Below are 15339 nucleotides of genomic sequence, written 5' to 3'. Positions count from 1 at the left end.
CCGCCCCCGCCCAGCACGCTGCCGATCCCGGCGCGGATCGCGGAGGCGGCGATCTCACCCATCGCGCTCAGTGCCACCGCCTTCAGATCCTCGAACCCCAGCTTGCCGGTCCTGACCGCGCGCGCCAGCGCCGTCTCCACCGCGCGCCCGGCGCGATCCGCGCCACGCGACAACGGCCCCTCCAGCGTGTCGCGTAGTACCGCCACGTCGCGTGCGAACCCGCTGGTGTCGGCGCGCACGCCGATCACCAGTCGCTCGATTTCCTCATCCATCCGGAAAAGCCTCCTGCATCGCCGCGATCAGCCCCGCATCGGGGGGCGTCGCCGCCTCGGGCACGCATGCATGCACCAGCGTCGCCAGTTCGTCGGGGGTGGCGCGCCAGAAATCGTCGGGACGCCACCCGAACGCGACGCCCGCCAGCCCGGCCAGCCGCCGCGCCTCCTCGGCGAAGGTCATCGTCCCGCCAGTATCTGCCGCAGCAGCACCTTCAGCGCCGGGGTCGCCGCACCCAGCCCCGCCTCGACCACCGCCTCGCCCAGCCGCTCGCGGGTCAGCGCCTCGGGCGCATCGTGCCGGCAATGCCAGAACAGCGCGACCAGATCCGCCAGCCCCAGCCGCCCCCCGGCCGCCCGCTCGACCAGCGCGAACAGCGGCCCCAGTTCCTGCTCCGCCGCCACCAGCGCCGCGAAGGTCGGACGCAGCACCAGGGTCTCGCCCGCCACCCGCACCGCCGCCTCGCCCCGCGCCGGGTTCACGCGCTCACCACCGGGCCGGAGCTTTCCAGCGCGATCGTATAGCTGCGCTCGCCGTTGTAATCGCCGGCATAGTCCAGCCGCGTCACCAGGAACCGCCCGGTCATCGTCTCGCCGCTCTCGAACGTCAGCCGGTAATCGTCGAGCGTTCCCGCCAGCGCGCTCGCCTTCACCCGCGTCTCCGCCGCCGATCCGGTGAACACCCCCGCCGCCGCGACGCTCACCGATCGCACGCCCGCGCCCGACAGCAATTCGCGCCACCCGCCCGAATCCTTGCTGGTGATCGCCACCGCCTCGCCGTTGACGCTCAGCTGGGTCGTGCGCAGCCCCGCCACCGTCCGGTAACTCACCGGATTGCCGCCATCGCCGACCTTCAGCAGGAATGCGCTGCCCTTTTCCGCCGCCATCTCACACCTCCTCCAACATCCGCACCCGCACATCGACCAGCGCCGCCCAGCGCCCCGCGCCATCGGGCAGCAGCACGTTGCGCGCCGGCACCACGGTCACGATCCGCCACCCCGCGACCACGCCGGCCAGCGACAGCAACGCCGCCTCGGCCTCCGCCGCCAGCGTCAGCGCGCGCGCACCGCTCTCGCCCTCGTCGCGCACCGCCACCCCGATGCGCAGCTCGCGCCCGGCGCGGTCCTTCGTGCCCCAGTCGCCCGCGCTCCATTCGCGCAGCGTCAGGAACGGCACCGTCCCCTTCGCCGCCGCGCTCTCGAACACGCGCGTCACCGCCACCCGCTCGCGCAGCCGCGCCAGCACGACCGCCCTCATCGCCGCCACCACGCCAGTCGCGGATCGTCGAGCCACCGCCGCACCAGCCCGCGCGCGCCGACGACCACCCCGTCGTCCCGCTCCTCGATGACCGCCCCGGGCAGCAGTTCGCGCAGTCGCGCCGCCACCCGCCCCCGGGCCCCGGCCAGCGCCCGCTCCACCGCGCGTCTCATGCGTGCGCCGCCTGCGCCAGCCGGACGCTGCGATACGGCCGCCACAGCGCGCTGACGGCGGCGGGCACCGGCGCGCTTCCCGCACGATCGGTGAACAGATGCGCCGCCAGCATCGCCACCCCCTGCCGCAGCGGCGCGGGCAATCCCGTCCAGCCGCTCGCCAGCCCGGCGGTGAACGTCACCCGAACGGCGGTTGCGCTCTTCACCCAGCCGGTGGCATCGGCGTCGATATCCACCGCAAAGCCGTTCGCCGCGATCGCGCGCACCGGCGCGGCGGGCAGCGCCTGCCACCCGACCGCGCCGTCCAGATCGGCCACCACGTCGCGCACGATCAGCACGCGCCCCGTGAACTGCTCCGCCAGTCCCAGCGCCGCCTCGACGAACGCGATCGCCAGCGCATCGTCGTCCACCGTCGCCGCCCGCAGCTCCGCGCGCACCGCCGCCAGCGCCAGCGCGCGATCGGCAGCCCCCAGCGTCACCGCGCCGGGCTCCCCCGTCACGATTGTCATACGTCCCTTACTCCTCGTCATCCCGGCGCAGGCCGGGATCCATCCGTCCGCGCACGCTGCCGCCCCTGGCGACACACCGCACCGGCAACGCCGTCAGACGGGGACGGCTTGCGCCGCCCCGCTGCCCGGCCTTGCCGAGTCCTGCGATGGCTCACGCCATCGCAGGCTCAGCTCACGGCGAACCGCATCAGCTTGATCGCCTCGCTGTTCGACACGCACCCGCCGACGCGCTTCGTCGCGTAGAAGGTCACGAACGGCTTGTTGCTGTACGGATCGCGCAGCACGCTGGTCTCGGCGCGCTCGGCGATCAGATAGCCCAGCCGGAAATTGCCGAAGGCGATCGAATGCGATCCCGCCGCGATGTCGGGCATGTCCTCGGCCTCGACCACCGGATAGCCGAGCAGCGTCGCCGGCTGCCCGGTCGCCATCCCCGGCTGCCACAGGAACTGGCCGTCGCTGGTCTTGAACTTGCGGATGCGCGCCGCCGTCGTCGCGTTCATCACGAACGTCGCGCCCTGCCGGTACGGCGCGCGCAGCGCCTGCACCAGGTCGATCAGCCGCTCCGCGCCGTTGCCGCCAAAATCGGCCGCCGCCCCGGTCGGCACATATTGCAGCGTCCCGAACGCGCGCGCCGCATCGCCGGTCGCGGCGGTCGGCGACTGCAGAAACCCGCGCGGACGGTTGGTGCCGTTCCCGTTCACGAACGCCGCGCCCTCCGCCTTGGCGAACTCGGCCGCGATCTCGCCCGCCAGCCAGCCCTCGACGTCGAACAGCGCGTCGTCCAGCATCGCCTGGCTGGCGGACGGATTGGCGTACAGCTCGCCCATCGGCGGCGCGATCTCGACGAAGGTCGGCGTCGCCGTCACCGGCCGCACGTCCGTCTCCGCCGCCCAGCCCGACGGCGTGCCCCCAGTCGTCACCAGCTTGCGATAGCCCGCCGACCCGACCTGCACGACATTGGCGATGCTCCTGATCGGGCTGGCCGCTTTCAGCACCGCGTCGATCTGCGCATCGATCTCCTTGGGGATCGCATAGCCGCCCTGATCGCCGGTCGCGCCGGCGAACGCCTTGGTCTCGATCACCGCGCCCGACCGCACGAAGCCGTCGAACGCACTTTCCCTCGCCCGCGCGCCATCCAGCACCGGGCGCGCCACCACCGTATCGCTCATGCTCTTCTCCATGAAAGGGGTTCCCCAGCGAACCCCGAACCTCAATCGTCGAGGATGTCGTCCACCCGCGCGGCCGCCTGCATCGGCACCGCCACCAGGCTCACCTCGACCAGGTCGGCGCGGCGGATCGCGCGCCACGCCCCCTGCTGCACCACGCGCGCGCGATAGCCGACCGACAGCCCCGGCAGCGCGCGACACCGCACCAGCCGCGCCACCGCCGCGTCATCCACCCGCGCCTCGATCCGCAGGCCGGTTGCATCCTCCGCGACGCTCAGCACGTCGCCGATCGCCCGCCCGCGATGCTGCATCAGCAGCGGCACCGGCCCCGCCTCGGCAAAGGCCCCCCTCCGCACCACGTCCCCGGCCCGATCGACGCGATCGAACACCGCCGCGTAACCGACGATCCTCATTTCAGCGCCTCGTCGAAGCCCAGCCGCACCGCGATCCCCGCCAGCAACAGCGCCAGCACGATCCGCACCACCCACGCCCCCAGCGCGCGCCACGCCGAGCGTTTCGCATCGCGCCACGCCCGCAACAGCTCGCGCAGTTCCGCGACGTCCCCCGCCGCTCCGTCGTCCGCCAGCCCCAGCCGTTTGAGCGCCCGCACCGCGCCCAGCTCGCCCGCCTCCTCGGCGATCGCGCGCAGGGTGGCGATATCCGCGCCCTCGCCGCGCCCCTGCGCCAGCAATTGCGCCAGCACGCTCCCGGTCGCCGCCGCGCTCACGACCAGTCCACCATCTGCCGCTTTTCGTCGCGCGTGATGAAGTCCGCGCCCGCGACCATCCGCCACAGCCGCTCGCGATCCTCGACCAGCGCGGGCACGCGATCCAGATCGATCTGCAACCGCGCGCCCGGAAACTCCGCCGCCAGCCCGTCGCGGAGCGCCGACAGGATCGTGCCCGCCAGCGGCAGCACCGTCAGCCGCCACAGCGCCTTGTTCGCCTCGCGATAATTGGCGTGCGTGCTGTCGCCCGGCAGGCCGAGCAGCATCGGCGGCACCCCGAAACCCAGCGCGATCTCGCGCGCCGCCGCCGCCTTCGTGCCGGCGAAGTCCATGTCGGCCGGGGTCAGGCTCATTGCCTGCCACTTGAGGCCTCCCTCCAGCAGCATCGGCCGCCCTGCATTGGCCGCGCCCGCGAATCCCTGTTCCATCTCCTCGCGCAGCCGCCGGAACTGCTCGGGGGTCAGCACTGATCCGTCGCCCGCGTCGTACACCAGCGCCCCCGATGGCCGCGCGGCGTTATCCAGCAGCGCCTTGCTCCACGCCGCCGCCGCATTGTGGATCGCGATCGCCGCCGACGCCGCGCTCAGGCACCCCAGCCCGTAATGATCGTCGACCGGGTTGAAGCGCCGCACGTGAATGACGCTCGCAGGGTCAAGCCGCGTCGTCCGCACCCCCACCCGGTACAGATACGCCCCCGGCCAGCCGTCCGCCCCCAGCTCGACCGACACCCGCTCGGGCCGGAGCGCGAACAGCTCCGCCACCCGCCCCTCGCCGTCGCGCAGCACCTGGACGAACGCATTGCCATGCAACAGCATCTGCGCGGTGATCGCCTCCAGCAGGCCGCGCCCGGCCACCAGCCCGCGCAACCGCTCGTCCACATCCAGCGGCGCGCCCTCGACGCTCTCCGCGACCAGCTTCACCGCGCGTTGCGCCACCGCATTGCCGCAATAGCCGGCGCGCACCTGCGCCTCGTAACCCTGCGGCCATTCCCCGATCGCACGCGGCACCCCGCCGGCACGCCCCAACGCCGGACGCGCGACCGCGCGCCCGGACTTCCATCCGAACCATGCCATGTCCGTTCTCCGAAAATTGCTACTTGGGCGAGATCCGACCGCCCACCGTCATTGCGAGCGCAGCGAAGCAATCCAGGGCGTCCTGATCCGTCGCTGGATTGCTTCGCTACGCTCGCAATGACGATTTGAAGCGCGCCTCATCCGATAAAGCGCACCCGCCGACCCCACCCATCACCACCCCGGCGAACGCCGGGGCCCAGTTGGGGGACGCCTGACAGGCTCATCGCCCGCCCTCACTCAGCCCACAAGACGCGTCCCCAAGCGCCAACATCCCGCCCGATGAAACGCCCTCCCCCCAACCGTCATCCCGGCGAAGGCCGGGATCCACCGATCCGCGCACGCCGCCCCCGCTTACCCTTGCAGCACGCCAGATGCCGGGCTGACCGACAGCCCCCTCACATCACCCGCACCCGTCCCTCGCCCTGCCGCTCCAGCATCAGCGCCGTCAGCGCCCACACGCACGCATCGGCGCGATCCGGCGAGCGTCCCGGTCCCTCATATCCCCCGCCCGCGACCAGCCCGGCGAGTTCGTCCTCCAGCGCCGGAAACGCCCGCGCATGCCACACGCGCCCGCTTTCATAGAGCGCCGCTACCGGCTCCGCCCTTGCCGCCTTGCCCCGCGTGGCATGGACCAGCCGGATCGGCAGCGACGCCTGTGCGGCGCGCAACACCTGCTCGACCATCGCCCCGCCCTGGTTCGCCTCGGCGACCACCCGGTCCGCCGACACCCGCGCCGCGCACGCCACGACCGCATTGGCCCAGCGCTCGGGGCTCGCCCCCGTCACGCTCGCATCCTCGATGACATAGCCGTGCCCGTCGCGCCCGACGCCCGCCGCGACGATCCCGCACGCATCGCCGCCGATCCCGGCGGGCGGATCGACCCCCACCACCACGCGCATCAACTCCGGCACCGTCGCCGCCCGCTGCCGCTCGATCAGCGCGCGCGACCACAAGGCACCCGCGACATCCTCGATCAGCTCGCCGTCCAATTCCTGCCGGCCCAGCCGCGTGCCGCCGTAACTCGCCTCCATCGCCGCCACGAAGGCGCCGGGCAGGTGGACGTTGTCGCGCGTGCTGCCGCGCGTCACCACCGTCCCCGGTGCACCCCGCACCGCCCGCATCAACGCGGTCGAACGCGGCGTCGTCGTCACCAGCACGCGCGGTCGCGCACCCAGCCGCAGGCCCATCGTCAGATTGTCCCAGGCAGAGGCATGGCTCCATTTCGCCAGTTCGTCGGCCCAGGCGAAATGATGCTCCGGCCCGCGCAACTTCTCCGGCGCGGCCGCCGAATAGAGCGTCGCCACCGCGCCATTGCCGAACCGCACTTCGCTGCTGGTCGGTCGCCACACCATGCCGTCGGCGGGTCGCGAAACCGCGACCACGCCGCTCGGCCCCTCGACCATCACCTTGCGCGCATCCTCGATCGTCGCGCCGACCAGCGCGATCCGCGCGCCCGGCACCGCACGCGCCATCGCCCGCACCCATTCGGCGCCCGCGCGCGTCTTCCCGAACCCGCGCCCGGCCTGCAACAGCCACACCCGCCAGTCGCCCGGCGGCGGCAACTGCCCGGCATGTGCCCACACATCCCACGCCTGCGTCAGTTCCTCGACCGTGCCGCCGGCCAGCGAGGCGACCAGCCGCTCGGCCGCCTCGGCATCCAGCCGCCCCAGCCAGCGCAGCGCGCGCTCCGCCCCCGCGCTCATACCGGCGACGCCGTGCCGGTGCGCTTGGCGAAGGCGCGCACCCGGCGCAGCAACTCGCGCTCCGCCGCCGCCCGCGTCGCCTTGCCGTCCGCCGCCTTGCGTTTCGCCGCTTCCGTCGCCTCGCCGGTCGCCACGCGCCGGCGATCCAGCAACAGCATCGCCGCGCCGACATCCAGCGTCGTCTGCGTTTCGCCCAGCACCTGCCGCAGCACCGCCGCCTCCAGCCGGTCGTATCCGACGTCCAGCGCCGCGCGCCACATCAGCGCGAACCGCGCGCTGCGCCGCCGCATCGAAAAGGCCGATCGCGCCGTCTTCCCGATCGCCCCGGCCGCCGCCGCGACATCGCCGGTCATCGCCAGATGATCGAAGAACGCCCGCCAATGCTCGACCGTCCAGGTCCGCGACTGATGCTCCTTGCCCTCCGAGAGGTCGTCATCTGCCGGCACGTCGATCGTCTCGCCGCCCGCCGTCACGTCATCGTCCCCGTGCATCCCCGCCCCCCGCTACCGCCCAAACGCGATCGGGCCGGCGCGACCGGAGCCAAAGCCCCGAGCCGCCCGGCCCGATTCACATCATCTCGATGTTCACGTTTTGTACCCAAGCAGCGTCGCGCTGTCAAGCGGAAACGCGCATCGTGCTCACGAAGGCTTGATCGTGTTCATCAATTCATGGATCGCCTTCACCTGCGGCGGGATGAACTCGTCGCCTTGTCGCTCATGCGCCGAACGGAACACCGATTTTGCCAGCCCCTGCAACAACAGGACGCCGGCCGCGAACATCGCGATGATGACGCCGGATTGCAGATAGACCGGCAGGCGCATGAACCACGGCGGTTGCGCCATCATGATCGCAATCGGAAACAGGAAGAGGATGATGGCGCCCGTCACGACGACCACGCCGACCTGCCGCCGGATCGTACGTGTGTCGGCCGCCTCCTGTCGCAGGTCGTCGACATAGCGCGCCAGTTCGGTCTGGTATTTCGACGCGAGCGCCACTTGTTCCAGGGCCAGTTCCATGCGCGTCACGCGCTCTTCAATCTTCGTGTCCTCGACGACAGTCGGCGCACGATGGCTTAGCGCGTCGCCGATAACCTCGGAGAAATCGAGGTCGTCTTCAGGCGGCGGCACGCTGGCGCGATGCCTTCAACTCGTCGAAATGCGCCTTGATGTCGTGCAGGGCGATCGGGGAATAGGCACCGTTCTGATACGCCTTGCTCCAAGGCGTGCCAGGTTGATGCGTCAGGTCGGAAAGCTGGAAGGCGGACAGTTTCCCATAGGTATCGAGAATGGCGGCCAACACCCGCTCCTCCTCGGGGGCGAACGATTCCTTGAACGCCACGTCGGTGCCGGGGATCGTCGCGGGTGCCGTTACGGGGTTCGGGCCGAAGCGTTTAAAGGCGCGATACAGGTCCGGATAGACCGGCCCATACTGCCATGCCTGCGGTTCGGTCTTGGACAGCGGGCGCCCGATCAAGGTCGTTGCCCAGCCATCGGCGACATAGACCAGCTTGATGAGTTGCATGACCGTCAGCGGCTTCTCACCCGCATCACGCAGTTCGAGGATACGGTTGGCGATCGCACGCGGATCATGAGCATTGGTGCGGTTCATGCGGCCAACCCTCCCTGTTCGCGTCCACCTTCGGACACATATAGGGTATAGCGGACGTCCGCACAACGCACCGTCAGAGTTCAGCAGGTGGAGCGGGTAACGGGAATCGAACCCGTGTATTCAGCTTGGAAGGCTGCTGCACTACCATTGTGCTATACCCGCGCTGCGGACGCTCCTGCCACGGAGCGCCGCTGCAGGTCAAGCGACGCGCGGCACGCCGACGTGCAGGAAGTCCGGCACCGGGCCGTTCCACGCGCCGTCCTCGACCGCGTCGATCGTCGGCGCGCGCTCGCGCAGCGGCGCGGCGTCCTCGCGCTGCCGGCGCGGACGTTCGCGACGCGGCGTGTCCTCGGCCACCGCCGCGCTGCGCGGGGTGCGGCGCGGCGCGTCCTCGGGCGCGCGGTCGGTGCGCGACTCGCGGCGGGGGCGCTCCTCGCGCTCGCGGCGGGGGCTTCGCTCGCGCTTCGGCGCGGGTTCTTCCGCCGCCTCCGGCACGCTCTCGACCCGCGCGATCTTCTGCCCGGTCAGCTTCTCGATATTCTCGATATTCTCGACGTCGTCCGGGCCGACGAACGTATAGGCGACCCCGGTCGCGCCGCCGCGCCCGGTGCGGCCGATGCGGTGGACGTAATCGTCCGGGTGCCACGGCGCGTCATAGTTGAAGACGTGGCTCACGCCCTTCACGTCCAGCCCGCGCGCCGCGACGTCGCTGGCGACCAGGATGTTGACGTCGCCCTTCTTGAACCGCTCCAGCTCGGCCAGCCGCGCGGGCTGGTCCATGTCGCCATGGATCTCGCCGCTGGAAAAGCCATGCCCCTTCAGGCTCTTGTTCAGTTCGCGAACGGTCGTCTTGCGGTTGCAGAAGATGATCGCGGTCCGCACGTCCTCCTGCGCCAGCAGCGCGCGCAGCGCCTTGCGCTTCTCGAACGCCGGGCCCTTCACCGGCACCACCCACTGGGTGATGTTGGTGTTGGTGGTCGCGGGGCGCGCGACCTCGATCGTCTTGGGATTGTTCAGGAAACGATCGGCCAGCTTCTTGATCGGCGCCGGCATCGTGGCGCTGAACAACAGCGTCTGGCGCTGCGCGGGCAGCTTGGTGCAGATTTCCTCGATGTCGGGGATGAACCCCATGTCGAGCATCCGGTCCGCCTCGTCGATCACCAGCATCGAACAGCCGGTCAGCAGGATCTTGCCGCGCCCGAACAGGTCCATCAGCCGCCCCGGCGTCGCGATCAGCACGTCGACGCCCTTTTCCAGCGCCTTCACCTGATCGCCCATCTGCACGCCGCCGATCAGCAGCGCCATGGAGAGCTTGTGGTACTTGCCGTAGATCTCGAAATTCTCGGCGACCTGCGCGGCCAGTTCGCGGGTCGGCTCCAGGATCAGGCTGCGCGGCATCCGCGCGCGGCTGCGCCCGTGCGCCAGGATGTCGATCATCGGCAGCACGAAGCTGGCCGTCTTGCCGGTCCCGGTCTGCGCGATCCCGATGATGTCGCGCATCATCAGCACCGGCGGGATCGCGCTCGCCTGGATCGGCGTCGGCTCGGTATAGCCGGTGTCGCCAACGGCGCGGAGTAGTTCGTCGGATAGGCCGAGGTCGGCGAAGCTCATGCGGATGTCCGGGCTGTCGGGCGGCGCGGCGTGGCGTTTCCCATTGCCGTCCGCGCTTCCCGATCTGCCGCCCAAAGTCAAGGATTTTGCGCCGCTCGGGCCTATTTCCCGCCCTTCTTGGGCACGAGCAGACGATAGCGGGTGATCGCGCAATAGGCGCCGGACCGCGATCGGATGCCGTCGCGCTTGGCGCACAATTGCCCGTCGGCGGTCGGTTTCAGGTAGAATCCGCGATAGAAATCAAGGGTCGGACAATCGTCGTCCAGCTTCGCGCGGATCCGCCGCGTGCCCCCGACCACCAGGTCGACCTCCCCCTCGCGATCGACCGCCGCGCCGGTCAGCGCGGTCACCGCGATGCACGCCGGCCCCTTCTTTTCCTCCCAGCGGATCGGCGACTGCGCCGGCGCGACGCCCCGCGCGGGACCGGGGGAAACCCGAGGAATCCGAATGATCAAGCGCTCATGGATCGTCAGCTGCGCGAATTGAACGCCGTCCAGCGACTCAGGCACGCTCGCCGACACCACGAAGGGTGCCGCCGATGCGATCAGCAGGACGGGCGGAACACGCAGAGTCATGTCGTGGTCCGGTCATTGCCGCGCGCGCTTGAACGATCGATGAATTGCACGCCGCCGCGCCGTTCGGCACTTAGGCGCCATGACCACCCCCGCCGCCCGCCTCGCCGCCCGGCTCGCCCCGCTCCTGCCGCCGCGCGCGATCGTCACCGATCCGGACGTCATCGCCCAGTCGCTCACCGACTGGCGCCGCCGCTATCGCGGCGCGTCGTCGCTGCTGTTCGCCCCCGCCTCCGTCGCGGAGGTGCGGGCGATCGTCGACGCCGCCCGCGCCGAAGGCGTGCCGCTGGTGCCGCAGGGCGGGAACAGTTCGATGGTCGGCGGCGCCACGCCCTCCGCCGACGGGCGCGCCGCGATCCTGTCGCTGCGCCGCATGAACCGCCTCCGGCATCTCGACGCCGAGGCGGGGCTGGCGATCGTCGAGGCCGGGATGATCCTGTCCGACCTCCATGCAGCGGCACTCGCCGCCGGCCGCCGCTTCCCGCTGTCGCTCGGCGCGAAGGGCGTGGCGACCATCGGCGGGCTCGTCTCCACCAACGCCGGCGGCACGCAGGTGCTGCGCTTCGGCACGATGCGCGCGCTGGTCGCGGGAGTCGAGGCGGTGCTGCCCGACGGATCGCATTACGACGGCCTGTCGGCGCTGAAGAAGGACAATCGCGGCTATGACATCGACCAGCTGCTGATCGGCGCGGAGGGGACGCTGGGCATCGTTACCGCCGCGACGCTGCGGCTGGTGCCGGCGGTCGCGGCGCGCTGCGTCGCGTGGGTCGGATTGGCCTCACCCGATGCGGCGCTGGCGCTGCTCCGCCGCTTCCAGCGCGCCACCCCGGCGCTGGAAAGCTTCGAGCTGCTCCCCGCCGAATCGCTGGCGGCGGTGCTGGCGCATATCCCCGCCACCCGTGCCCCGCTCGCCGGCACGTACCCGTGGCATGTCCTGCTGGAGGTCACCGCCGACACCCCCGCCGACGATCCCGCCGGCCCCGTGGAACGAGTCCTGGCCATGGCGCTGGAGGACGATCTGATCGACGACGCGACCATCGCCGCCAGCGAGGCGCAGGCGGAGGCATTCTGGCGCATCCGCGAGTCGATCTCCGACGCCGAGCGCGCCACCGGTCCCGCCGCGCAGCACGACATCTCGGTTCCGGTGGAGGCGATGCCGCGCTTCATGGTCGAGGCGGCGGCCGCGTGCGACGCGCGCTTCCCGGGCACGTGCGCGTCGGGGTTCGGGCATCTGGGCGACGGCAACGTCCATTTCCACGTCCGCGCCGCGCCGGGCACCGATCCGGCGCATTGGTATGCCGAACAGGTGCCGGTCGTCTCCGCCTTCGTCCACGACCTTGTCGTCGCCGCGGGCGGGTCGATCTCGGCCGAACATGGCATCGGTCAGATGAAGCGTGCGGAGCTGGAACGGCTTGGCCCGCCCGGACGCCTCGCGGCGCTGCGTGCGGTGAAGCGCGCCTTCGATCCGCACGAACTGTTCAATCCGGGAAAGCTGGTGACGCTTGCGCCGGCCGCGCCCATTCAATAGCACCTGCACGGGTCCGGGGGGGCGACTGGACGTGACGCACCCGCGAGCAATCGTACACGAATCCGTCTGTTCTGGAGATTCCGATGGCCAGCGCGCCGCAACTTCCGCTGTTCTACAATGGCCTCGAACCGCTTTCGAGCGAGGTTCACGCCAATTACAAGGTCAAGCCGTCCGACACCGCGCCGTTCCTGGTCAACCAGCATGCGGTCCCCGTCACCGTCGAGGAATTTCCGCTGATCCAGCGGCATATGCCGATCGTCTTCTCCTCGGGCGACGACGCGATTCCGATCGCGCTGATGGGCCTGAACGAAGGCGTGAACGTGTTCATGACCGACGAGGGCAAGCTGGCCGACGAGAGCATCTACGTCCCCGCCTATATCCGCCGCTATCCCTACATGCTGGCACGTCTGCGCCCCGATACGGACGAACTGTCGCTCTGCTTCGATCCGTCGTCGCCGACGATCGGCGCGTTCGAGGACGGCGATCCGCTGTTCGTCGATGGCCAGCCGTCGGAGCTGACTCAGAATGTGCTGAAGTTCAACGAGAACTTCGAACAGGCTGCTGCCCGCACCGGTCAGTTCATGAAGGAGATCAAGGAACTCGACCTGCTGATGGAAGGTGAAGTCACCATCCAGCAGGACGGCATCGAGCAGCCGTTCGTGTATCGCGGCTTCCAGATGATCGACGAGAAGAAGCTGTCGGAACTGCGCGGCGATCAGCTGCGCAAGATCTCGCAGTCGGGCATGCTGCCGCTGTTGTATGCGCACCTCTTCTCGCTCGCCCTGATGCGCGATATCTTCGCGCGGCAGGTGAAGCTGGGCAAGATGCCGCAGCCGCAGCTGACGGTCTGATCCGACCCTGACGATAGAAGGAACCGCGATGGCGACCCGACTGCCCACCACGCAGCGCTACTCCAGCATCGCCATCGCGTTTCACTGGACGATCGCGCTTTTGGTGATCGTCAACCTGATCGTCGGCATCGGCCATGAGGCGGTGCCGGCGCTCCGGGCCTGGATGCCGGGGCACAAGGCGATCGGCATCACCGTGCTGGCGCTGACGCTCGCACGGGTCGCCTGGCGCCTCATCCACCGGCCGCCCCCGCTGCCCGCCTTCACCCCGGCCTGGGAACGCGGTGTCGCACATGCGACGCACTGGACACTCTATCTGCTGCTGATCCTCATGCCGCTTACCGGCTGGCTGATGGTATCGGGGCCGGAGGGCCGGCGCCCGTTCACCTGGTTCGGCGCGTTCGACATTCCGTATCTTCCCGTCGGCGGGACGACCGCCGGCGCCGGGCACGAGGCGCATGGCATGCTCGGCTGGCTGATGCTCGCGCTGGTCCTGCTCCACATCGCCGCCGCGCTGCGCCACCATCTGATCCTGCGCGATTCGATCCTCCTGCGGATGCTGCCATCGGGAAGGCGCTGACCCGACATGACCGCGCGGCGCGTCGGTTTACCGTTTTTCGGGAACGTCACGCAGTGGGGGTCTTGCAACCAAACGCCGGCTTCCTAAGTTATGGCTGTACGGTGCTCGTGTCCCCCCTTTCGCGGGCCCGTATGACACGCTTCGGCGTGTCTCCTCCCTGAACCTTGGCCACCGGGTGCGTGCACCCGGTGGTTTTTTTATTCCGCGGCGGCCGTCAGCGCGTCGGGCGCGGTCAGCGCTTCCTCGGCCAGCGCATCGATGATCGCGCGCAACAGCCGCGTGGTCGCCGCCGCTCCCGGACCGGGCTGGTCGAGCCGCCGGTCGAGGTACAGCGTCCGGTCGATTTCCAGCTGGATCGCATGCACGCCGTCGCCGGGCCGCGCATGGCGCTCCAGAATATGCCCGCCGGCATAGGGCGTGTTCATCGCATGATGCACGCCGGCGGTGATCAGCTCGCCTTCTACGCGCCGTACGAACCGCGCACCCGCCGCCCGGCCGAAGCGGTCGCCGATCACCACCCGTGCCCGACCCCCGGCGATCGGCGGCATCGAATGCACGTCCAGGAGCACCGCGCAGCCGAACCGTGCGCGCGCCGCCGCGAGTATCTCGGCCAGCCGTTCATGATAGGGACGATGATCGGCCGCGATCCGCTCCTCCACCTCCGTCGCGCTCAATCGGCATCGCCACAGTTCGCCGGCGCCCGCGGTCCGTCTCGGCACCAGCCCGATCCCGGCGCGCACCTTGGGTGAGGCCGCGCTGCCGCGGCAGGCGCCCTCGTCCAGCAACGGGTCGCGCTCATGCTCGGCACGGTTCAGGTCGATCCACGCGCGCGGCGCCGTCTGCAACAGCAGCGTTTCGCGCTCTCGAGCCGCCAGCGCGATCGCATCGACATGCCGGTCCTCCAGCGCGGCGAGGCTGGCCAGCGGCGCGCGCAACGCCATCCGCAGCGTCGGCGGATAGTCGCGTCCCGCGTGCGGCACCGACAGCACCACCGGACTTTCCGGCGCCAAGTCGCCGATCATGCGAAAAGAGCGCGTCATTCCGGCTCACCCTATGGAAGCCGTCCCGTCACCGCAACGTGTCGTCGCTGTCCGCGCGTTCACCATGTCCACAGGTGGAAAAATCAACGCCCTTCGGGCATATGGAGCGCGAACGGGAGTTTGGTGGTCGCGATGGTACGTATTCTGCTGGCGGAAGATGATGCGGTGATGCGCGAGTATCTCGCCCGCGCGCTGGAGAAGTCGGGCTACGAGGTCAGTTCGGTCGATCGCGGCACCGCCGCGCTGCCGCTGCTGGAGCGCGAGCGGTTCGACCTGTTGCTCACCGATATCGTGATGCCGGAAATGGACGGGATCGAACTGGCACAGAAGGCGCAGGAAATCGCGCCGGGGATGCGGGTGATGTTCATCACCGGGTTCGCGGCGGTAACGCTGAAGGCCGGCAATGCGATGCCACAGGCGCGCGTCCTGTCGAAGCCGTTTCACCTGCGCGATCTGGTCCTGGAGGTCGATCGGCTGTTCGATTCCGGCACCGCCAACGAGCTGATCTGAGGTTCCGGCACGGTTTCCGCAAAAAAAGACCAAAACCGCTTGCGCGCCTCGGCACCAGTCGTTAGAGGCGCACCCCTACGGAGGGCGTGTAGCTCAGTGGTAGAGCACTGTGTTGACATCGCAGGGGTCGCAAGTTCAATCCTTGCCACGCCCACCATATAA

General features: G+C 70.0%; 21 protein-coding genes, 2 tRNA genes and 1 pseudogene. 5 read left to right on the top strand and 19 right to left on the bottom strand.

What is annotated here, in order from left to right; genetic code table 11:
• The 18 genes and pseudogenes from NS334_RS01230 to NS334_RS01150 form a co-directional block, all read right to left on the bottom strand.
• A pseudogene (locus NS334_RS01230) lies at positions 1-272 on the bottom strand (tail tape measure protein); the annotation flags it as partial.
• Positions 265-456, bottom strand: coding sequence for a phage tail assembly chaperone (locus NS334_RS01225; RefSeq protein WP_058754159.1), 192 nt, complete (start codon positions 454-456; stop codon positions 265-267). The pseudogene NS334_RS01230 and the gene NS334_RS01225, both read right to left, overlap by 8 nt.
• Entirely contained in the window at positions 453-755 is a 303-nt protein-coding gene (locus NS334_RS01220) for a gene transfer agent family protein (RefSeq protein ID WP_058754158.1), read from the bottom strand. Before NS334_RS01220 ends, NS334_RS01225 begins: the two co-directional genes overlap by 4 nt.
• Positions 752-1159, bottom strand: coding sequence for a phage tail tube protein (locus NS334_RS01215; RefSeq protein WP_058754157.1), 408 nt, complete (start codon positions 1157-1159; stop codon positions 752-754). The genes NS334_RS01220 and NS334_RS01215 overlap by 4 nt, the downstream gene beginning before the upstream one ends.
• A 1-nt stretch (position 1160) precedes the next feature.
• Positions 1161-1529 (bottom strand): tail completion protein gp17, encoded by a 369-nt coding sequence (gene gp17, locus NS334_RS01210; protein WP_153002535.1) that lies wholly within the window; start codon positions 1527-1529, stop codon positions 1161-1163.
• Positions 1526-1702: a hypothetical protein gene (locus NS334_RS18485; RefSeq protein ID WP_193752966.1), complete on the bottom strand. Its 177-nt coding sequence runs from the start codon at positions 1700-1702 to the stop codon at positions 1526-1528. The genes gp17 and NS334_RS18485 overlap by 4 nt, the downstream gene beginning before the upstream one ends.
• Positions 1699-2211, bottom strand: a complete 513-nt coding sequence (locus NS334_RS01205) for a head-tail connector protein (protein ID WP_083500173.1) — start codon at positions 2209-2211, stop codon at positions 1699-1701. The genes NS334_RS18485 and NS334_RS01205 overlap by 4 nt, the downstream gene beginning before the upstream one ends.
• 167 nt (positions 2212-2378) lie before the next feature.
• Positions 2379-3380, bottom strand: a complete 1002-nt coding sequence (locus NS334_RS01200) for a phage major capsid protein (protein WP_241491766.1) — start codon at positions 3378-3380, stop codon at positions 2379-2381.
• A gap of 41 nt (positions 3381-3421) precedes the next feature.
• Positions 3422-3790: an HK97 family phage prohead protease gene (locus NS334_RS01195; protein WP_058754153.1), complete on the bottom strand. Its 369-nt coding sequence runs from the start codon at positions 3788-3790 to the stop codon at positions 3422-3424.
• Positions 3787-4104 carry a DUF6127 family protein gene (locus tag NS334_RS01190; RefSeq protein ID WP_058754152.1) on the bottom strand — a complete coding sequence of 106 codons (318 nt, stop codon included), beginning with the start codon at positions 4102-4104 and terminating at the stop codon, positions 3787-3789. The genes NS334_RS01195 and NS334_RS01190 overlap by 4 nt, the downstream gene beginning before the upstream one ends.
• A complete protein-coding gene (locus NS334_RS01185; protein WP_058754151.1) occupies positions 4101-5177 on the bottom strand; it encodes a phage portal protein in 1077 nt (358 codons plus the stop codon). The genes NS334_RS01190 and NS334_RS01185 overlap by 4 nt, the downstream gene beginning before the upstream one ends.
• A 395-nt stretch (positions 5178-5572) precedes the next feature.
• The gene (locus NS334_RS01180) at positions 5573-6880 is read right to left on the bottom strand and encodes a DNA-packaging protein (protein WP_058754150.1); all 1308 of its coding nucleotides are present in this window, start codon (positions 6878-6880) and stop codon (positions 5573-5575) included.
• Entirely contained in the window at positions 6877-7371 is a 495-nt protein-coding gene (locus NS334_RS01175; protein ID WP_058754149.1) for a hypothetical protein, read from the bottom strand. The genes NS334_RS01180 and NS334_RS01175 overlap by 4 nt, the downstream gene beginning before the upstream one ends.
• A gap of 147 nt (positions 7372-7518) precedes the next feature.
• Entirely contained in the window at positions 7519-8007 is a 489-nt protein-coding gene (locus NS334_RS01170; protein ID WP_058754148.1) for a hypothetical protein, read from the bottom strand.
• Positions 7994-8488, bottom strand: coding sequence for a Panacea domain-containing protein (locus NS334_RS01165; RefSeq protein ID WP_058754147.1), 495 nt, complete (start codon positions 8486-8488; stop codon positions 7994-7996). Before NS334_RS01165 ends, NS334_RS01170 begins: the two co-directional genes overlap by 14 nt.
• Positions 8489-8576: 88 nt before the next feature.
• Positions 8577-8650: transfer RNA gene (locus NS334_RS01160), tRNA-Gly, on the bottom strand.
• Positions 8651-8686: 36 nt separating this feature from the next.
• Complete coding sequence (locus NS334_RS01155; RefSeq protein ID WP_058754146.1) at positions 8687-10099, bottom strand: DEAD/DEAH box helicase; 1413 nt, start codon at positions 10097-10099, stop codon at positions 8687-8689.
• Between the two features lie 101 nt (positions 10100-10200).
• Positions 10201-10674 (bottom strand): hypothetical protein, encoded by a 474-nt coding sequence (locus NS334_RS01150; RefSeq protein WP_058754145.1) that lies wholly within the window; start codon positions 10672-10674, stop codon positions 10201-10203.
• A 79-nt stretch (positions 10675-10753) separates the two neighbouring features.
• On the opposite strand from NS334_RS01150, the gene NS334_RS01145 reads away from it, so the two are divergent.
• From NS334_RS01145 to NS334_RS01135, 3 genes are all read left to right on the top strand, one after another.
• Positions 10754-12199 (top strand): FAD-binding oxidoreductase, encoded by a 1446-nt coding sequence (locus NS334_RS01145; RefSeq protein WP_058754144.1) that lies wholly within the window; start codon positions 10754-10756, stop codon positions 12197-12199.
• A gap of 83 nt (positions 12200-12282) precedes the next feature.
• Positions 12283-13050 (top strand): SapC family protein, encoded by a 768-nt coding sequence (locus tag NS334_RS01140; protein WP_058754143.1) that lies wholly within the window; start codon positions 12283-12285, stop codon positions 13048-13050.
• A gap of 28 nt (positions 13051-13078) precedes the next feature.
• Positions 13079-13627 (top strand): cytochrome b, encoded by a 549-nt coding sequence (locus tag NS334_RS01135; protein WP_058754142.1) that lies wholly within the window; start codon positions 13079-13081, stop codon positions 13625-13627.
• Positions 13628-13824: 197 nt separating this feature from the next.
• Here NS334_RS01135 and NS334_RS01130 read toward each other — a convergent pair whose 3' ends face one another.
• Positions 13825-14667, bottom strand: coding sequence for an N-formylglutamate amidohydrolase (locus NS334_RS01130; RefSeq protein ID WP_058754141.1), 843 nt, complete (start codon positions 14665-14667; stop codon positions 13825-13827).
• Between the two features lie 132 nt (positions 14668-14799).
• Here NS334_RS01130 and cpdR point away from each other — a divergent pair, with 132 nt between their 5' ends.
• Both cpdR and NS334_RS01120 read left to right on the top strand, forming a co-directional pair.
• Entirely contained in the window at positions 14800-15177 is a 378-nt protein-coding gene (gene cpdR / locus NS334_RS01125; protein WP_058754163.1) for a cell cycle two-component system response regulator CpdR, read from the top strand.
• 82 nt (positions 15178-15259) lie between these two features.
• Positions 15260-15334: transfer RNA gene (locus NS334_RS01120), tRNA-Val, on the top strand.
• Positions 15335-15339 lie beyond the last annotated feature (5 nt).

The sequence above is a fragment of the Sphingomonas endophytica genome (genome assembly GCF_001476895.1).
Classification (GTDB): Bacteria; Pseudomonadota; Alphaproteobacteria; order Sphingomonadales; family Sphingomonadaceae; genus Sphingomonas; species Sphingomonas endophytica_A.
Note: the sequence above shows the minus strand (reverse complement) of the source record. Positions and strands in the feature narration are given on the sequence as shown.

Coding starts and splice junctions, on each gene's coding strand:
- NS334_RS01225 (WP_058754159.1), bottom strand. CDS start 456: ATGACCTTCGCCGAGGAGGCGCGGCGGCTGGCCGGGCTGGCGGGCGTC.
- NS334_RS01215 (WP_058754157.1), bottom strand. CDS start 1,159: ATGGCGGCGGAAAAGGGCAGCGCATTCCTGCTGAAGGTCGGCGATGGC.
- gp17 (WP_153002535.1), bottom strand. CDS start 1,529: ATGAGGGCGGTCGTGCTGGCGCGGCTGCGCGAGCGGGTGGCGGTGACG.
- NS334_RS18485 (WP_193752966.1), bottom strand. CDS start 1,702: ATGAGACGCGCGGTGGAGCGGGCGCTGGCCGGGGCCCGGGGGCGGGTG.
- NS334_RS01205 (WP_083500173.1), bottom strand. CDS start 2,211: ATGACAATCGTGACGGGGGAGCCCGGCGCGGTGACGCTGGGGGCTGCC.
- NS334_RS01200 (WP_241491766.1), bottom strand. CDS start 3,380: ATGAGCGATACGGTGGTGGCGCGCCCGGTGCTGGATGGCGCGCGGGCG.
- NS334_RS01195 (WP_058754153.1), bottom strand. CDS start 3,790: ATGAGGATCGTCGGTTACGCGGCGGTGTTCGATCGCGTCGATCGGGCC.
- NS334_RS01185 (WP_058754151.1), bottom strand. CDS start 5,177: ATGGCATGGTTCGGATGGAAGTCCGGGCGCGCGGTCGCGCGTCCGGCG.
- NS334_RS01180 (WP_058754150.1), bottom strand. CDS start 6,880: ATGAGCGCGGGGGCGGAGCGCGCGCTGCGCTGGCTGGGGCGGCTGGAT.
- NS334_RS01175 (WP_058754149.1), bottom strand. CDS start 7,371: ATGCACGGGGACGATGACGTGACGGCGGGCGGCGAGACGATCGACGTG.
- NS334_RS01165 (WP_058754147.1), bottom strand. CDS start 8,488: ATGAACCGCACCAATGCTCATGATCCGCGTGCGATCGCCAACCGTATC.
- NS334_RS01155 (WP_058754146.1), bottom strand. CDS start 10,099: ATGAGCTTCGCCGACCTCGGCCTATCCGACGAACTACTCCGCGCCGTT.
- NS334_RS01150 (WP_058754145.1), bottom strand. CDS start 10,674: ATGACTCTGCGTGTTCCGCCCGTCCTGCTGATCGCATCGGCGGCACCC.
- NS334_RS01145 (WP_058754144.1), top strand. CDS start 10,754: ATGACCACCCCCGCCGCCCGCCTCGCCGCCCGGCTCGCCCCGCTCCTG.
- NS334_RS01140 (WP_058754143.1), top strand. CDS start 12,283: ATGGCCAGCGCGCCGCAACTTCCGCTGTTCTACAATGGCCTCGAACCG.
- NS334_RS01135 (WP_058754142.1), top strand. CDS start 13,079: ATGGCGACCCGACTGCCCACCACGCAGCGCTACTCCAGCATCGCCATC.
- NS334_RS01130 (WP_058754141.1), bottom strand. CDS start 14,667: ATGACGCGCTCTTTTCGCATGATCGGCGACTTGGCGCCGGAAAGTCCG.
- cpdR (WP_058754163.1), top strand. CDS start 14,800: ATGGTACGTATTCTGCTGGCGGAAGATGATGCGGTGATGCGCGAGTAT.